The 13,760-nt window shown below is 74.4% G+C and carries 15 protein-coding genes; 5 read left to right on the top strand and 10 right to left on the bottom strand.

Annotation, left to right across the window (positions count from 1 at the left end; genetic code table 11):
• Nucleotides 1-13: 13 nt before the first annotated feature.
• Nucleotides 14-757 (bottom strand): SDR family oxidoreductase, encoded by a 744-nt coding sequence (locus ACFZBX_RS18795; protein WP_391534839.1) that lies wholly within the window; start codon nt 755-757, stop codon nt 14-16.
• A 391-nt stretch (nt 758-1,148) separates the two neighbouring features.
• Here ACFZBX_RS18795 and ACFZBX_RS18790 point away from each other — a divergent pair, with 391 nt between their 5' ends.
• A complete protein-coding gene (locus ACFZBX_RS18790; protein WP_391534838.1) occupies nt 1,149-2,255 on the top strand; it encodes an alpha/beta hydrolase in 1,107 nt (368 codons plus the stop codon).
• A 30-nt stretch (nt 2,256-2,285) separates the two neighbouring features.
• On the opposite strand, the gene ACFZBX_RS18785 is transcribed toward ACFZBX_RS18790, so the two are convergent.
• Both ACFZBX_RS18785 and ACFZBX_RS18780 read right to left on the bottom strand, forming a co-directional pair.
• A complete protein-coding gene (locus ACFZBX_RS18785; RefSeq protein ID WP_391534837.1) occupies nt 2,286-3,128 on the bottom strand; it encodes a hypothetical protein in 843 nt (280 codons plus the stop codon).
• A gap of 36 nt (nt 3,129-3,164) precedes the next feature.
• Complete coding sequence (locus ACFZBX_RS18780) at nt 3,165-3,698, bottom strand: sigma-70 family RNA polymerase sigma factor (RefSeq protein ID WP_391534836.1); 534 nt, start codon at nt 3,696-3,698, stop codon at nt 3,165-3,167.
• 261 nt (nt 3,699-3,959) lie between these two features.
• On the opposite strand from ACFZBX_RS18780, the gene ACFZBX_RS18775 reads away from it, so the two are divergent.
• Entirely contained in the window at nt 3,960-4,724 is a 765-nt protein-coding gene (locus ACFZBX_RS18775) for a hemerythrin domain-containing protein (protein WP_391534835.1), read from the top strand.
• 104 nt (nt 4,725-4,828) lie between these two features.
• On the opposite strand, the gene ACFZBX_RS18770 is transcribed toward ACFZBX_RS18775, so the two are convergent.
• Complete coding sequence (locus ACFZBX_RS18770; protein WP_391534834.1) at nt 4,829-6,403, bottom strand: FAD-dependent monooxygenase; 1,575 nt, start codon at nt 6,401-6,403, stop codon at nt 4,829-4,831.
• Between the two features lie 133 nt (nt 6,404-6,536).
• Between ACFZBX_RS18770 and ACFZBX_RS18765 the strand changes: the two genes are divergently transcribed.
• Nucleotides 6,537-7,187: a TetR/AcrR family transcriptional regulator C-terminal domain-containing protein gene (locus ACFZBX_RS18765; protein ID WP_391534833.1), complete on the top strand. Its 651-nt coding sequence runs from the start codon at nt 6,537-6,539 to the stop codon at nt 7,185-7,187.
• Nucleotides 7,188-7,445: 258 nt separating this feature from the next.
• Here ACFZBX_RS18765 and ACFZBX_RS18760 read toward each other — a convergent pair whose 3' ends face one another.
• The 4 genes from ACFZBX_RS18760 to ACFZBX_RS18745 form a co-directional block, all read right to left on the bottom strand.
• Nucleotides 7,446-8,048 carry a DUF6891 domain-containing protein gene (locus tag ACFZBX_RS18760; protein ID WP_391534832.1) on the bottom strand — a complete coding sequence of 201 codons (603 nt, stop codon included), beginning with the start codon at nt 8,046-8,048 and terminating at the stop codon, nt 7,446-7,448.
• A gap of 96 nt (nt 8,049-8,144) precedes the next feature.
• Nucleotides 8,145-8,690 carry an FHA domain-containing protein gene (locus ACFZBX_RS18755; protein ID WP_391534831.1) on the bottom strand — a complete coding sequence of 182 codons (546 nt, stop codon included), beginning with the start codon at nt 8,688-8,690 and terminating at the stop codon, nt 8,145-8,147.
• Nucleotides 8,687-10,102, bottom strand: coding sequence for a hypothetical protein (locus ACFZBX_RS18750; protein WP_391534830.1), 1,416 nt, complete (start codon nt 10,100-10,102; stop codon nt 8,687-8,689). The genes ACFZBX_RS18755 and ACFZBX_RS18750 overlap by 4 nt, the downstream gene beginning before the upstream one ends.
• Before the next feature lie 68 nt (nt 10,103-10,170).
• A complete protein-coding gene (locus ACFZBX_RS18745; protein ID WP_391534829.1) occupies nt 10,171-10,728 on the bottom strand; it encodes a DUF1697 domain-containing protein in 558 nt (185 codons plus the stop codon).
• Between the two features lie 119 nt (nt 10,729-10,847).
• Here ACFZBX_RS18745 and ACFZBX_RS18740 point away from each other — a divergent pair, with 119 nt between their 5' ends.
• Nucleotides 10,848-11,318, top strand: a complete 471-nt coding sequence (locus tag ACFZBX_RS18740; protein ID WP_391534828.1) for a pyridoxamine 5'-phosphate oxidase family protein — start codon at nt 10,848-10,850, stop codon at nt 11,316-11,318.
• 12 nt (nt 11,319-11,330) lie between these two features.
• Here ACFZBX_RS18740 and ACFZBX_RS18735 read toward each other — a convergent pair whose 3' ends face one another.
• Complete coding sequence (locus ACFZBX_RS18735) at nt 11,331-11,687, bottom strand: arsenate reductase family protein (protein WP_391534827.1); 357 nt, start codon at nt 11,685-11,687, stop codon at nt 11,331-11,333.
• 223 nt (nt 11,688-11,910) lie between these two features.
• Between ACFZBX_RS18735 and ACFZBX_RS18730 the strand changes: the two genes are divergently transcribed.
• On the top strand, nt 11,911-13,128 hold the full coding sequence (locus tag ACFZBX_RS18730; protein ID WP_391534826.1) for a cytochrome P450: 1,218 nt from the start codon (nt 11,911-11,913) through the stop codon (nt 13,126-13,128).
• On the opposite strand, the gene ACFZBX_RS18725 is transcribed toward ACFZBX_RS18730, so the two are convergent.
• Complete coding sequence (locus tag ACFZBX_RS18725) at nt 13,118-13,753, bottom strand: exonuclease (protein ID WP_391534825.1); 636 nt, start codon at nt 13,751-13,753, stop codon at nt 13,118-13,120. The genes ACFZBX_RS18730 and ACFZBX_RS18725 overlap by 11 nt on opposite strands.
• Nucleotides 13,754-13,760: the final 7 nt, after the last annotated feature.

The raw sequence follows: 13,760 nt of genomic DNA, 5'->3' as shown, positions 1-13,760 counted from the left end.
TCCTCGTGCGGGTTCAGCCGCGACCGATGAACGGCATGGCGCTCGCCATCACCGTCGCGAACTGCACATTGGCCTCCAGCGGCAACTCCGCCATGTGCCGCACCGTGCGCGCCACATCGGCGACGTCCATCGTCGGCTCCACCACGATCCGCCCGTCCGCCTGCGGCACACCACGGCTCATCGCGGCCGTCATCTCGGTGGCGGCGTTGCCGATGTCGATCTGCCCACAGGCGATCCGGTACGGACGGCCGTCCAGGGAAAGGGACTTGGTCAGCCCGGTGACGGCGTGCTTGGTCGCGGTGTACGCGGCCGAGCGCGGCCGTGGGGCGTGCGCGGAGATCGATCCGTTGTTGATGATGCGGCCGCCCTGCGGCTGCTGTGCCCGCATCTGCCGGAACGCCGCGCGGGCACAGAGGAAGGTCCCGGTGAGGTTGAGGTCGACCGCCGCCCGCCACGCATCGACGTCGATGTCGTCCACGGTGCCTGCGGGCCCGAACGTCCCGGCGTTGTTGAACAGCAGATCCACCCGCCCGAACCGCTCCACCGCAACCCCGAACAGCGCCTCCACGGCAGCCGCGTCGGTGACATCCGTCGGCACCGCGAGCGCCCCCACCCCACTCAACCGCCCGGTCTCCCGCAACGCCTCCTCCCGCCGTCCCGCCAGCACCACCCGCCAACCCCCGGCCGCGAGTTCGACCGCCACCGCCCGCCCGATCCCACTCCCGGCTCCGGTGACAACGGCGACGCGTTCCAACATGTCAGGCTCCTGAGGTCTCCGACGGTCTGCTCGATCCGCTCAAAGATGTCAGCGCCGGTCTCCTGCGGCCATCCCGCCGGCGGCGGGCGGTCGCTCGGTGGAGTGGTTCGGGGGTGGTGGGGTGCACCCCCGTCGGGTGGCGGGGGTGGGGGCCCGTCGGGTGGGAGGGGTGGGTGGGGGGCTTTGCCCGATTGGGGGCAAACATTGGATACGTGCTGGCCAAGGCGCAACCGGGGGGTGGTGGGGGACGTCATAAGATCGCAGGACGGCGTGCCCCCGGGGTGGGCGGCGCGCTGTCTCCCGGGGGTCTCCCGGGTCTGTCCGGCCCCACCCGGGGGCCACCGCCCGGCTCCGTGGGAGCGGGCGCGACACCGGTCGGAGAGTTCTCACCGTGCAGCCGCAGTCCTCCCGTTTTCGCGCCGTGCTGACCGGCGCCACCGTCGTCACCCTGGCCGCCGCGTTGGCGGCGTGTGGGAGCAAGGACGGTGGGAGCGCGGGGAAGTCGGGGGATGCGGCGGCGGCCACGGGGGCCGCGGGCTCGGCGTCGTCGTCCGCGCCCGAGGCCCCGGCGACGACTGCCCCGGTGACGACGGCTCCGGCCACGACGGCTCCGGTCACGACCGCCCCGCCGGCGACCGCGCCGCCCGCGCCCTCCGGCAAGGTGCTGATGCCCACCGGCCCGCAGGCGGCGTTCAGCAAGGCCAGGGACACCGCCGCCGGCCAGATCATGATGACCACGCTGGCCGGACCCAAGTCCGGGGTCACCGGGAAGGTCTGGGTCTGGGTGCCGCCGGAGTACAACGACCCCAAGTACGCGAAGACCGGCTTCCCGGTGCTCACCCTGTACGCGGGCGGCCAGAGCGCCGGCTACAACACCTGGACGGACAACCAGCTGCCGATCCAGGAGATCGACGCCGACCTCGCCCGGCAGGGCAAGGCGCACCCGTTCATCATGATCATGCCGGTGCAGAACCTCGAATCCAACGAGGCCAAGGCCCTGGAGTGCGCGGACATCCCGGGCCAGCCGAAGATGGGCACCTGGATGGCCGAGGACGTCCCCGACTTCGTCCGCGCCAACTTCCGCACCGTGAAGGGCCGTGACGGCTGGGGCCTGATGGGCGCCTCCACCGGGGCGTTCTGCAGTGCCAAGCTCGCGCTCCAGTACCCGGACCGGTTCAAGGCCGCCGTTCCGATCGACGGCTACTTCAACCCGGACTCGCCGCTCTGGAGGGGGCACGAGGCCGAGCGCCAGGCCAACAGCCCCGACCTGCTGGTCGCCCAGGGCAAGGCCGACGTGCGGATGCTGGCCACCGCCGGCGGCGGCAACGCGTACGAGATGAGGCTGGTCAAGGCCTGGATCGCGAAGGCCGCACCGCCGCTCACCGTCGAGTACTACGAGCAGCCCGGCGGCAAGCACCTGACCAGCGACTTCAAGAAGATGATCCCGGACACCCTGCAGTGGCTCAGCAGGAACCTCGCGGGGCCGCAGAGCGACTGAGCCCGCAGGGCGTCCGGGCGGGCTCGGCTCTCAGCGGACCGCCGAGTCCTGCCACCCCTCGTCGACCGCCCGGACGAACCCGGGCGCCGCGGCGAGGTCCCGCACCGCCTCCAGGGGGACCGTGGTGTAGGTGCCGTCGACCGGGGTCGAGTCGAGGCTCAGGGTGAACTGCCGGCCCTGCGCGGTGACGAGCCGGATCCAGACCGACTTCGGCTGGTCGCGGTACGTCGGGTGCAGGACCCAGGCCAGCGCCCCGTCGGGGAGCGGCACGGTGAGGCAGCCGGTGCCGACGGGGTCCGCCGTCTCGCCGTTGGGGAGCGTCCGGGCGGCGCAGGGCGACCCCCGGTCCCCGGGGGAGCCGACGGGTCCCTCGAACTCCCGCATGAACCTGACCTGGCCGTCGTTCGCGCGGCGCATGGTGAACTCCCGGACGCTCGTGGTCCCGTCGACGCCGGTGACGCCCGGCAGTGGGTGGTCGCGCAGGAATCGCAGCAGTTCGGCGTGGCCGGCGCCGTTGAGCCGCCGGTCGGCGGCCAGGGGGTCATCGGCGGGCGAGGCGGGCGGGGTGGTCGGGTCGGCCGGCCCGGTCGGGGTACCGGAAGGGGACGGCACGTCCGGCACGCTCGGCGTGACGCCCGCGGCCGGGGCGTCCGGCCCGGAGCGGCCGGTCACCGCGACCCCGGCCGTGGCGACCGCCGCCACGGCGACCGCCGCCGCCGTCACGGTCAGCACGCGCCGCCGCAGCCGAAGCCGGGCGCCGGCCCGCTTCACCTGCGGACCCACCGACGGCACGGCGGGCTCCCGCTGGTCCAACACCGTACGGAACAGCGCGCCCACCCGCTCGGCGTCGAGATCCCGGTCCTCCTGGCCCATCGCCCTTCCTCTCCTCATCAGCTCGCGGTGGTCGGGTCAGCCCGCGGCGATCTCGTGCACCGAGTCGCCGAGGATCGCCCGCAGTTGGGTCAGGCCCCGGTTGGTCGCGGACTTCACCGCGCCGGTGCTCTGCCGCAGCGCGGCCGCCGTCGACTCGATGGACTGGTCTTCCCAGAACCGCAGCACCAGCACGGCCCGGTAGGCCGGGGTGACCTGGGCCAGCGCCGCGAGCAGCGCCAGCCGCCGCTCCGGGTCGGCCTGCGCCCCGGTCCGCCGCCCGCCGTCGCGGCCGTCCTCCAGGAGGACGGCCGGGTCGGGCGCCGCCACCTCCTGCGAGTCGCGCCGCCGCCGGGTGTCGATGTAGGCGCGGACCAGCGTCGTCCGGGCGTAGCCGTACGCCGCCTCGGGCTCGCGCAGCCGCGGCCAGCGGGCGTAGAGCCGCACCAGCGTGGTCTGCACGAGGTCCTCGGCGAGGTGCCAGTCGCCGCAGAGCAGGTACCCGGTGCGGCGCAGCGCGGCGTACCGGCCCGCGACGAACTCGTCGAACGTCCGTTCCTGATCCGGTGACATCCGGCCTCGCTGTTCCTCGTCGGCTTCCCGGTGCGGCGTACGACGCACCCTCGCCCTGGTACACGGGACGGGTGCGGCGGAATGTTGCGCCGCGTTCGCCGGAGCGCCCGCCGGAACCGGCCGTACGGCCGCTGAGCTGCACGTCAATCGGACATTGATTCGCCTCTGATGTCCTCTCACCACTGTGGTGGAGCACCGTCCCCGCCAGCTGTGCCAGGCCGTGCCAGTGCCAAGCCCTTGTCCGAGCGTGAAAAGAGTGCCATGCCCACCCACCTGCTGCCCGTAGCGTCCCCGGTCTCGCCGGCCGTGCCCGCCCAGGGCGGCCCCGTGCACGAGCACATCGCCGACGAGGAGCCGCAGGCCGTCCGGTTCGCCGGACTGCGGCTGGTCCACGCCGCGCTCCGCCGCGACCTCGCCCGGCTGCCCAACGCGCTGCGGCTGCTGCAGCCCGACGAGGACGAGAAGGGGGCCGCGCTGCTGCGGCACTGGACCTTCGTCACCGCCATGCTGACCTGCCACCACGAGCAGCAGGACACCCGGGTCTGGCCGATCGTGCGCCGGTTCGCGCCCGAGCTGCGCCTGTTGCTGAACTGGCTGGAGGCGGACCACCACAACCTCGACCACTCGTTCACCAGGGTCACCACCCTGGTCCGGATCGCCAGCCGGGACACCGGGTCGGTCTGGCCGGTGGCGTACGCCATCGAGGACCTGGCGGCCCGGCTGGAGACCCATCTGCGGATCGAGGAGCGCCAGCTGCTGCCGCGGATGGAGTCGGTCTTCGCGGAGGGCTCGCGGGTCGGCAGCCTGCCCGAGCTGCTGGACGTGCTGCACTCGGCCGACGGGCCGGGCAGTCCGGACGCGCTCGCCTGGCTGCTGGACGGCGTCGAGCCGGCGGTGGTCGAGTGGCTGCTCGCCGACTGCGACGACATGGTGGCCCGGCACTGGCCGCACTGGCAGGCCACCTACCAGCGATGCACCGAGCCGCTGTGGGGGGCGCCCGGCGCCTGGGAGGCGGTGGACGACTGAGCGCCGGGGGTTTTCGCGGGCCGTTGATCTACGCGCGGAGCATATGCCTCCGGCGTATGCCGGGCACGCTACCGGGGTGGTCGGGGGCCCCGGGCGGGGAGGGTTCAGCGCAGGCCGAAGCGCTCCAGGTACCCCGGCAGGTCGGCCGGGTCGTGGGTGGCCAGGCCCAGGTAGCCGTCCGGCCGGACGACGAACAGGCCCCGCCCGTACGCCTGCTCCGCGACGCCGCCGTCGACGCGGTGCCCGCGCACCCCGGCGGGCAGTGGCGGCAGGGGGTGGCCGACCGCGAGCACGGTGACGTGCGGGCCGCGGAACAGCTCGAACAGCCGGCGCGCGCCCGCGCCGTCCAACGGGGTGTCGTCCGCCGACGCGTCGTTCGCCGACGCACCGTCCAACGGGGCGTCGGGTGCCCGCTCGCCGGCCCGCAGCGCCTCCTCCGGCAGGCCGGGGCGCAACTCGACGGTCAGCGGGCCGTCCTCGTAGCCGAGCCCGAGCTGCTCGGTGCGCGGGCCGCGCCGCAGCGCGCCGGCCCGGACGCCGCCCGCGCGGTGCAGCCGGGTGGAGATCTCCAGCACGTCGGCGGCGATCGGCAGCCGCTCCTGCTCGTAGCTGTCCAGCAGCGACTCGTCGGCGCCGTGCCGCAGCACCTGGCCGAGCTTCCAGCCCAGGTTGTAGGCGTCCTGGACGCTGGTGTTGAGGCCCTGGCCCCCGGCCGGGGAGTGGATGTGCGCCGCGTCGCCGGCCAGGAAGACGCGGCCCTCGCGGAACCGCTCGGCGAGCGCCGCGCGCGGCCGGAAGGCGGACGCCCAGTGCACGGCGCCGACCGCGGACTCCGGCAGGTGGGTACGGGCGGCGATGGTCCGCCGCACACCCTCCGCCGAAGCGTCGGGCTCCTCCCCGGGGCCGCCGTCCCCGGGGCCGCCCTCCCCGGAACCGCCCTCCTCGCCGAACTGGGCGAACAACTGGAAGGCGGTGGTGCTCGGCAGCGGGCAGAGCAGCAGGGCGCCGCCGGGGCCCTTCGGCCAGCAGTGCCAGTTCTCGCGGTCCAAGCCGTCGATCTCGACGTCGGCGACCAGCGCCGGGCGCGGGTCGACCTGCTCGCCCGCCATCGGGATGCCCACCGCCCGCCGGGCGGTGGAGCGCCCGCCGTCGGCGGCGACCAGGTAGCGGGCGGTGACCGTGCGCCCGGTGCCGTCGGGCCCGGTCAGCCGGGCCTCGACCCGGTCGGGGTGCTGGTCGAGGCCGCTCAGCGCGGTGCCGAAGGCGACCTCGCCGCCGAGCTCGCGCAGCCGGTCGTGCAGCAGTTCCTGGGTGCGCCACTGCGGGAGCATCCAGACCGCCGGGTAGGGCACGGTCGGTTCCGGCTCGGCGCGCCCGACGAGGTCCCACTCACCCTGCCGCTCGCCGTTCTCCCAGCTCACCATGCGCGGGTACGGGCGGCCGGCGGCGTGCACGGCGTCGAGCAGGCCGAGGTCCTCGAAGACCTCCTGGGTGCGGGGCTGGAGGCCCTTGCCGCGTGAGCCGGGGAACAGCGCCGGGGCCTGCTCGACCAGTAGCGCGGAGACCCCGCGCCGGGCCAGGTCGCAGGCGAGGGTCAGCCCGGTCGGCCCGGCACCGACGATCAGGACCTCGGTCGCGCTCCGGTCCTGGGCCCGGTTCCGGTTCTGGGCGTGCGCCATCGCACACTCTCCTTAACGTTGTTAAGTGGCGGACGTCCAGAAGCATGGGCTTAACGGTGTTAAATTGTCAACGCCGGACGTCGAGGCTGGACGTCGCGGCCGAGCGAGAACAGCCGCCCGGAAGGAGCGCGACATGCCGCCGAAGCTGGACCGCGCCCAGGTGGTCGACACCGCCCTGCGCCTGCTGGACGAGACCGGCCTCGACGGGCTCACCCTGCGCCGGATCGCCACCGAGCTGGACGTCAAGGCGCCCGCGCTGTACTGGCACTTCGCCAACAAGCAGGCGCTGCTCGACGAGATGGCCACCGAGATGCTCCGCCGGATGTCCGCCGGGCCGACCGCCGTGCCGGACAGCTGGCAGGAGGCGGTCACCGGTACCTGCCGCACCCTGCGGACCTCGCTGCTCGGCTACCGGGACGGCGCCAAGGTCTTCAGCGGCACCCGGCTCACCGACTCCGGGCACACCGAGGGGCAGCACGCCCTGCTCGCCGCGTTCGGCCGGGCGGGCTTCGAACTCGGCGACGCCGTCCTGGCCTTCACCACCGCCTACGCGTTCACCATCGGCTTCGTGATCGAGGAGCAGGCCGTCCACCCGGTGCCGGGGGAGCGGGCGCCCGGCTACGACCCGGAGCAGCGGGCCGCCGGCATCGACCCCGAGCACGCCCTCGCCGCCGCCGCGGGCCGGGACCTCTTCGGCGGCTTCGAGCAGCGCTTCGAGCGCGGCCTGGCGATCGTCGTCGCCGGGATCGAGGCCGCGCTGCCGTCCTCGCCCGGCTCGGGGTGAGGCGCCGCCCGCTCAGGTGCGGCGGGTGGTGGACGTCCGGATGAAGGTGACGGTCCCGGTGACGGGGTGGGGCCGAGTGCGGGTGAGTCCGTCGGGCAGGCGGCTGTTGGCATCGTCGACGGCGAAGCCCACTCGGACGCGCCCCCGCCCACGTCGGTGAGCCCCTTGACCTAGGACATCCGGGAGTTCGGCCTCACCTTGGCCGGGAGCCGAACCCGGGTTCCACCTCCTGACGGACCGTCCGGGAGGCGGCGGCCGCTACTCCGGCAGGCGGTTGAGCCAGGTGATGGGCGTGACCGCGATCGCCGTCTCCGGGGAGCCGTCCCACTCCACCGGAAGCCCGGCCGCCGTCAGCGCGGCGGCGACCTCCCGCCCGACCTCGGCCGTCCGCCGCACGGCCGCCTCGGTCGGCTCGCCGTCCACCTGGAACCCGCCGTACCGCAGCATCAACGCACCGCCGTCGGCGGCCCGTTCGGTGTCCTGCTGATGGAAGAACACGAACCCGCGCGAATCCTCCTCGGCCTCGCCCCCGATCTCGGCGTAGCCGCAGTTCGCGCAGCAGGTGAAGTCCATCGCGGCGACGATGCCCAGCTCCTCCAGGGCGTCGAAGGCGGCCTCCAGCCGGTCGACGTCGGTCGTCTCCGGCCAGGCGGCCTGCTCCCGCAGACGCTCCCGCCACAGCGGAGCGACGATCCGCTCCGCCTCCTCCACCGTCAGTCCCTGGTCGTCGAGGTCATCGACCAGGGACTCGGCTATCTCGTCAGGCTCCTGGAAGCCGCACCGGATCAGTTCGAGGGCCCGCTCCTCGGCGTCCCGCAGTACCTCGGCGGCAAGGGTGGTCTGCACGGTGTCCTGGTCCATGCCCGCATCCAACCACCCGCTACTGACAATCCGGCCCTCCCGTCGGCCCTCCCGTCGGCGCTCCCTCCGGCCCGGCACCCGGGCGTCCTCGTGTGCTCAGCCGGAGGCCAGCCGGAACTCCAGGTTGCCGAACCGCACCTGGTCGCCCGGCCGGACCCGCGCCGCGCCGACGATCCGGTAGCCGTTCACATGCGTCCCGTTGGTCGACCCGAGGTCGTACAGCACCCAGCCGTCGCCCTCCCGGCGCAGCTCGGCGTGGTGCCGGGAGACCGACGCGTCGTTCAGCCGAAGCCCCGACCCGGGGATCCGTCCTATCGTCAACTGCCCGGCCCCGGCCTCCGGGAGGCTCAGCCCTGGCAGCCGCTCGGCGCGCCAGGCGTCGCCCAGCCGCACCCCGAACGCGGAGGCCCAGCCGACCGTGCGCAGCACGAAGCGCCCCACCGGGTTCCCGCCCGGCAGGTCCGCCATCACCGCGTTCAACTCGGCGCGGCTGCCCGCATGGAGCACGAGGTCCAGCCGCCCGAGGAAGGTGTCGTGCGACAGCCGGCCGTTCCCCGCGCCCTCCCGCAGCACTCCGAGGGCCCGTTCCCGCTCGGCCTCGGACGGCCGGACCACCCGGGTCCGGTTCTCACGCGACATCATGGACCGATTCTCGGCCGCTCCCCGCCGACCTGTCCAGATTCCGCGGACCGCCGCTCCAGCGTGAAGTCGGCTCCCACCGTCAGCCGTTCGCCGTCCTCCCGTACCGCCCGCGCCGTGCCGAACGCCGCGGGCCCGAGCCGGAACCGCTCCAGACGCCCGGTCTGTTCGACGATCAGCCCCCACGGTCCGCCCTCCCCCGTCGGCACCGCGAGGTGGACGACCGCCGATGCGGGCTCGTCCGGGTCGTGGCCGTGGCCCTCGAAGTGGACCGCCAGCAGCCGCACCGCCGCCCTCTCGGGCCGCGGCCGGGGTTCGGCGACGGGCGGCGGCACCTCCCGCAGCCGATCGACCAGGCGCTCCGCCCACTCCCCGGTCCGGCCGGGCCGGCTCCGTGAGGCGAGCTGATCCGCGAACCAGCCCGCCCAGGGGTCGCCGCCGCGTGCCACCCAACGTTCGATCAGCGCGCGCCCGCCCGCCTCGCCCTGCCGTGCCGCCGCCGCCAGGTCCGTTCCCGCCCCCTCGAAGATCCGGCAGAGCTCCAGGATCGCGCGTCGGGAGACCGCGTGGGGGTGCCGCGCCAGCCGGATGTCCAGCATCGCGCGGTGGACGAGGACCGCCGCCAGCCACTGCGACCCGCCGTCGCGGACGGTGAACGGCGGGCCGGGCGTCCGCTCGGCGAGCCCGGCCGGCCGGCCGAACGGCCCGGACCGGCGGTCCGCCGACCAGTCGGCCCCGATCGGGTGCCGGTGCCGGTCCTCGACGGTCAGCGAGGCCCGGGCCGCCCGCAGCAGGCCGGCCCCGCCCACCCGGAGCTCCACCCCGTCCGCGTCCACCCGCCACTTCAGCGGGCCCGCTGCGGCCGGTCCCGCCTCGAACGCGACCGCCGACACCTCGTCCAGCGACAGGAACAGCCTCGGCGGCCTCCCACCTCCCGCGGGCAGGGCGTCCGTGCGCGGCGCCGCCACGTCCAGCGCCACGTCCAGCCGGTCGCCGGAGTGTTCCGCCAGCAGCCGCAGCAGCCGGCAGCGGGAGAGGTCGTACCCGTCCACGGCCGTCTCCGCCAAGGGCAGGGGCGCGTACCTCCGGAAGAGGCCGGGCCCGTCCGGTGGCGGCGGCGGTATCAGACCCTCGACCGGGTGCCCGGCCGCCGCCGACTGCTCCAGCATCCACGCGTACCGCGCCTCGCCCAGCCCGGCCATCCAGCGCAACCCGGCCCGGGCGGCCCGCTCGCGGCGCAGCGCGGTCCGGCGGACCGCGGTCGCGGACAGCGGGAAGGTGTTGTTGTCCCAGACGTCCGCGCAGCGCACGATCGTCGAGCGGTCGAAGGCGCGGCCGTCGGCCGCCGCCTCCGCGATCCGGGCGAACGAGCGGTCGAGCAGCGCGGTGTACGCGTTCAGCGCGGAACGGGCCAACAGGGCCTCCGGATCGTCGTGGACGGGCCGTGGACGGGCGCGAGCGGGTCGCGGGCGGGCCCGGGGCGTCAGGCCTTCCGGGCGGCGGCCAGAATTTTGGCCGTGGTGTGCAGGAACCGGGAGGTCACCGAGCCCCGGTAGGACTTCCCGAAGAGCGCACCGCCGGTGACCCACTTGCCGTCCTTCAGGTGCACCACGACGTACGCGGTGCCCGGGTCGGCGCCGATCACCTCGTAGTCGCCCTTCGGCGAGGTGTAGGGGACCGGGAAGTCGGCGGGCAGCGGTTCGGAGAGGAAGTTGACCGTGAGCCGCACGTCCGGGGTGGCCTCGACGCCCGCGAACGGCTCGGCGTCCAGCACCGCCTGGACCTCGTCGGCCGTGCGCAGCAGCACCGGCACCGGGAAGCCCAGCCGCTCCTCCAGATGGCGTTCGATCCGCCCGGTCAGCGCGGCCCGGCCCGCCGTGTCGGCGGCCTCGGCGGTGAAGAAGACGTTGCCGCTCTGGATGTAGGAACCGACGCGTTCCAGGCCCAGCTCGCCGAACAGTGCGCGCAGGTGCTCCATCTTCACCGTCCGGCCGCCGACGTTCACGGCCCGCAGGAAGGCGATGTAGGTGGTGGTGGTCACCCGCCCAGTGTGGCACCGGGCACGGACACCGGACGGGACGCCGGGCACCGACGCCGGGCAGCGACACCGGACGCGATCGCCGGACGGCGGCCGTCGGTGCCCGGTGCCACACTGGCGCCATGGCTACCTGGCAGGATTTCGAGCACGAGGCCCCGGACCTGGCCCCCGCCGTGCGGGCCCGCTTCGAGGCCAACAAGCACCACGTCCTGGCGACGCTCCGCAAGGACGGCTCGCCCCGGGTGAGCGGCATCGAGGTGGACTTCATCGGCGCCGACCTGATGATCGGATCGATGGACGGCGCGGTCAAGGCGCTGGACCTGCGCCGCGACGCCCGCTTCGCGCTGCACAGCAACCCGAGCGACGAGACGCTGGCGGGCGGCGACGCCAAGGTGTCCGGCCGGGCCGTCGAGCTGACCGACGCGGCCGAACGCGCCGCCTACGAGGCCGAGCTGCCCGAGCCGCCGCCCGGCCCGTACCAGGCCTTCCGGCTGGAGCTGGAGTTGGTGGTGCTCACCACCGTCGAGGGCGACGCGGTGCGGATCACCTCCTGGCACCCGGGCGAGCCGGTGCGGCGGTTCGAACGCCGCTGACGGCGGCGGCCGTCAGGGCAGCACGGACTTGAGTGCCTCGGGGGTGCGGGCGACCACGGCGTGCCCGTCGTCGGCGGTGATGATCGGGCGCTGGAGCAGGATCGGGTGCTCGGCCATCGCCGCGAGCCAGCGCTCGCGGTCGCCCGCCTCCCGGCCCCACTGCTTCATGCCGAGGTCCTTGGCCACCTGCTCGTCGGTCCGGGCGATGTCCCACGGCTCCAGGCCCAGCCGCTCCAGCACCTGCTCCAGCTCGGCGACGCTCGGCGGGTCCTCCAGGTAGCGCCGCACGGTGTACGTGACGCCCGCGCCCTCCAGTCCGTTCAGCGCGGTACGGCACTTCCCGCAGCGCGGGTTGATCCAGATCTCCATCCCGCCACCCTACCGACCGCACGTGGCCCGGGTGCCGCGTGCGGCCCCGGTGCCCGGGCCGCGCGCCGCCCCGCCCGGCCGCCGCCCCGGCTTCCGCCCGCCGGCCGAGTCGCGCCGCCGGCCCCGTCCTCTCCCGGGAACTCCCCTCCGGCCACCAACAGTTGTCCGTCGGGGAGTCGGATCCGCGGTGGATCCTGGCCGGTTCCACGGAGGGGTAGGCCGCATGGACGGCGCGTCGATCATCGAGCAGCTCATGACCATCGAGGGGCGCTCCAACCCCTACCCGCTGTACGCGCGGGCGCATGAACTCGGCCCGGCCGCCCCGGCCGGCCCCGGGGCGGTGCTGGTGGTCGGCCACGCCGCCGCCAACCAGGTGCTGCGCAACCCCGCCTTCGCCCTGGAGGACACCGAGGACCTCGCCGCCGACTACGCGGAACTGCTCGCCCACCCCTCCATCGAGCTGCTGGGCCGCTCGATCCTCCAGCGCAACGCCCCCGACCACGGCCGGGTCCGCTCGCTCGTCGCCTCGGCCTTCAACGCCCGCCGGGTCGCCGCCCTGCGGCCGGCGGCCGAGGCCGCGGTGCACCGGATGCTCGACGAACTGGCCGACCGGGGAGCCGACGGCTCGCCCGTCGACTTCATGGACGCCTTCGCCTTCCGCCTCCCGGTCGAGGTGATCTGCGAGCTGCTCGGCGTTCCCGCCGCCGACCGCTTCCGCTTCCGCGGCCTGGTCTCGGACCTCACCGTCGTCCTGGAGCTCATCCAGGACTTCGCCGAACTGGCCGCCGCCGATGCCGCGGCCCTTGAACTCTCATCCTACTTCGAGGAGTTGAGTGCCGAGCGGCTGGCCCGTCCGACCGGCGACCTGGTCAGCGAGCTGGCCCGGACCGCCGTCGACTCCCCGGACCGGATCTCCGGCGAGGAACTGCTGAGCAACCTCGTCCTCCTCCTGGTGGCCGGCTTCGAGACCACCACCAACCTCCTCGGCAACGGCCTCGCCCTGCTTTTCCGCCACCCGGAGGCCGCCGGGGGCCTGCGCACCGGCGCGATCGACCCCGCGCTCTTCACCGACGAGGTGCTGCGCCACGACTCCCCGGTCCAGGTGACCTCCCGGATCTCCACCGCCCCCGGCCTCGACGTGGCCGGAGTGCCCGCCCCGACCGGCACCATGGTGTTCGTCATGCTGGGCGCCGCCAACCACGACCCGGCCCGCTACCTCCGCCCGGACCGCTTCGACCCCACCCGCACCGACAGCCAGCCGCTCAGCTTCGGCGGCGGCCCGCACTACTGCCTCGGCAGCCAACTCGCCCGCCTGGAGAACGACATCGCCGTCCCCGCCCTCCTCGACCGCTTCCCCCGGCTGGCCCCCGGCGGCGTCGCGACCCGCCGCGACCGCCTCGTCCTGCGCGGCTACGAGACCCTGCCCGTCATCACCCGCTGAGCTCCGGCCCCTCCCACTCCATCAGGTTGGCGAACAGCACGGCCTGCTCCCGGGCGTCGTCCAGCGCGTGGTGCGTGTGGGGGAGGCCGGGCAGCAGTTCCCCGGGCATCGAGCGCTTGCCGATCCCCGCGAACGGCACGCCCGCGCGCGCCGCGTACAGCGTCTTCATGTCCAGGCACCCGGAGTGGCCGAACGGGCTGGAGCCGGTGAACCGTACCAGGTACCAGTAGAGGAACTGCCAGTCGTAGACGGCGGGATAGCCCACCATCACCGGCCGGTACCGCCGCCCGTCCGGCCCGGTGCGCGACTGCTCCAGCCAGCCGGTGAACGCGCGCATGGCGACGCCGGGTTCGGTGCCGCCGGCGAGCAGCGCCGCGCGGTCCAGCCCCGAGACGGCCAGTGCCTCGGGCACCCAGGTGTCGGAGACGGGCCGCAACTCCCGGTAGAAGCCCGACGATTCGACGTTCCCGGACCGCCGGAAGCCGTCCGCGTCGTGCCACCCGGCCACCACCGCGCCGAAGCTGACCATCGAGTAGGGGCCGGGGATCGGCCCGTCCGCCTCGACGTCCACCGACACGTACACCGTCGGCGTGACCTTGACCGCCGCCCCGCTCCGCTTTCCCATGAGCCAA

It is taken from the genome of Kitasatospora sp. NPDC008115 (genome assembly GCF_042957205.1).
Classification (GTDB): domain Bacteria; phylum Actinomycetota; class Actinomycetes; order Streptomycetales; family Streptomycetaceae; genus Kitasatospora.
Note: the sequence above shows the minus strand (reverse complement) of the source record. Positions and strands in the feature narration are given on the sequence as shown.

Excerpts from the sequence above, each read along its gene's own strand:
- ACFZBX_RS18795 (WP_391534839.1), bottom strand. The coding sequence starts at position 757 with ATGTTGGAACGCGTCGCCGTTGTCACCGGAGCCGGGAGTGGGATCGGG.
- ACFZBX_RS18785 (WP_391534837.1), bottom strand. The coding sequence starts at position 3,128 with ATGGGCCAGGAGGACCGGGATCTCGACGCCGAGCGGGTGGGCGCGCTG.
- ACFZBX_RS18780 (WP_391534836.1), bottom strand. The coding sequence starts at position 3,698 with ATGTCACCGGATCAGGAACGGACGTTCGACGAGTTCGTCGCGGGCCGG.
- ACFZBX_RS18775 (WP_391534835.1), top strand. The coding sequence starts at position 3,960 with ATGCCCACCCACCTGCTGCCCGTAGCGTCCCCGGTCTCGCCGGCCGTG.
- ACFZBX_RS18770 (WP_391534834.1), bottom strand. The coding sequence starts at position 6,403 with ATGGCGCACGCCCAGAACCGGAACCGGGCCCAGGACCGGAGCGCGACC.
- ACFZBX_RS18765 (WP_391534833.1), top strand. The coding sequence starts at position 6,537 with ATGCCGCCGAAGCTGGACCGCGCCCAGGTGGTCGACACCGCCCTGCGC.
- ACFZBX_RS18760 (WP_391534832.1), bottom strand. The coding sequence starts at position 8,048 with ATGGACCAGGACACCGTGCAGACCACCCTTGCCGCCGAGGTACTGCGG.
- ACFZBX_RS18755 (WP_391534831.1), bottom strand. The coding sequence starts at position 8,690 with ATGATGTCGCGTGAGAACCGGACCCGGGTGGTCCGGCCGTCCGAGGCC.
- ACFZBX_RS18740 (WP_391534828.1), top strand. The coding sequence starts at position 10,848 with ATGGCTACCTGGCAGGATTTCGAGCACGAGGCCCCGGACCTGGCCCCC.
- ACFZBX_RS18735 (WP_391534827.1), bottom strand. The coding sequence starts at position 11,687 with ATGGAGATCTGGATCAACCCGCGCTGCGGGAAGTGCCGTACCGCGCTG.
- ACFZBX_RS18730 (WP_391534826.1), top strand. The coding sequence starts at position 11,911 with ATGGACGGCGCGTCGATCATCGAGCAGCTCATGACCATCGAGGGGCGC.
- ACFZBX_RS18725 (WP_391534825.1), bottom strand. The coding sequence starts at position 13,753 with ATGGGAAAGCGGAGCGGGGCGGCGGTCAAGGTCACGCCGACGGTGTAC.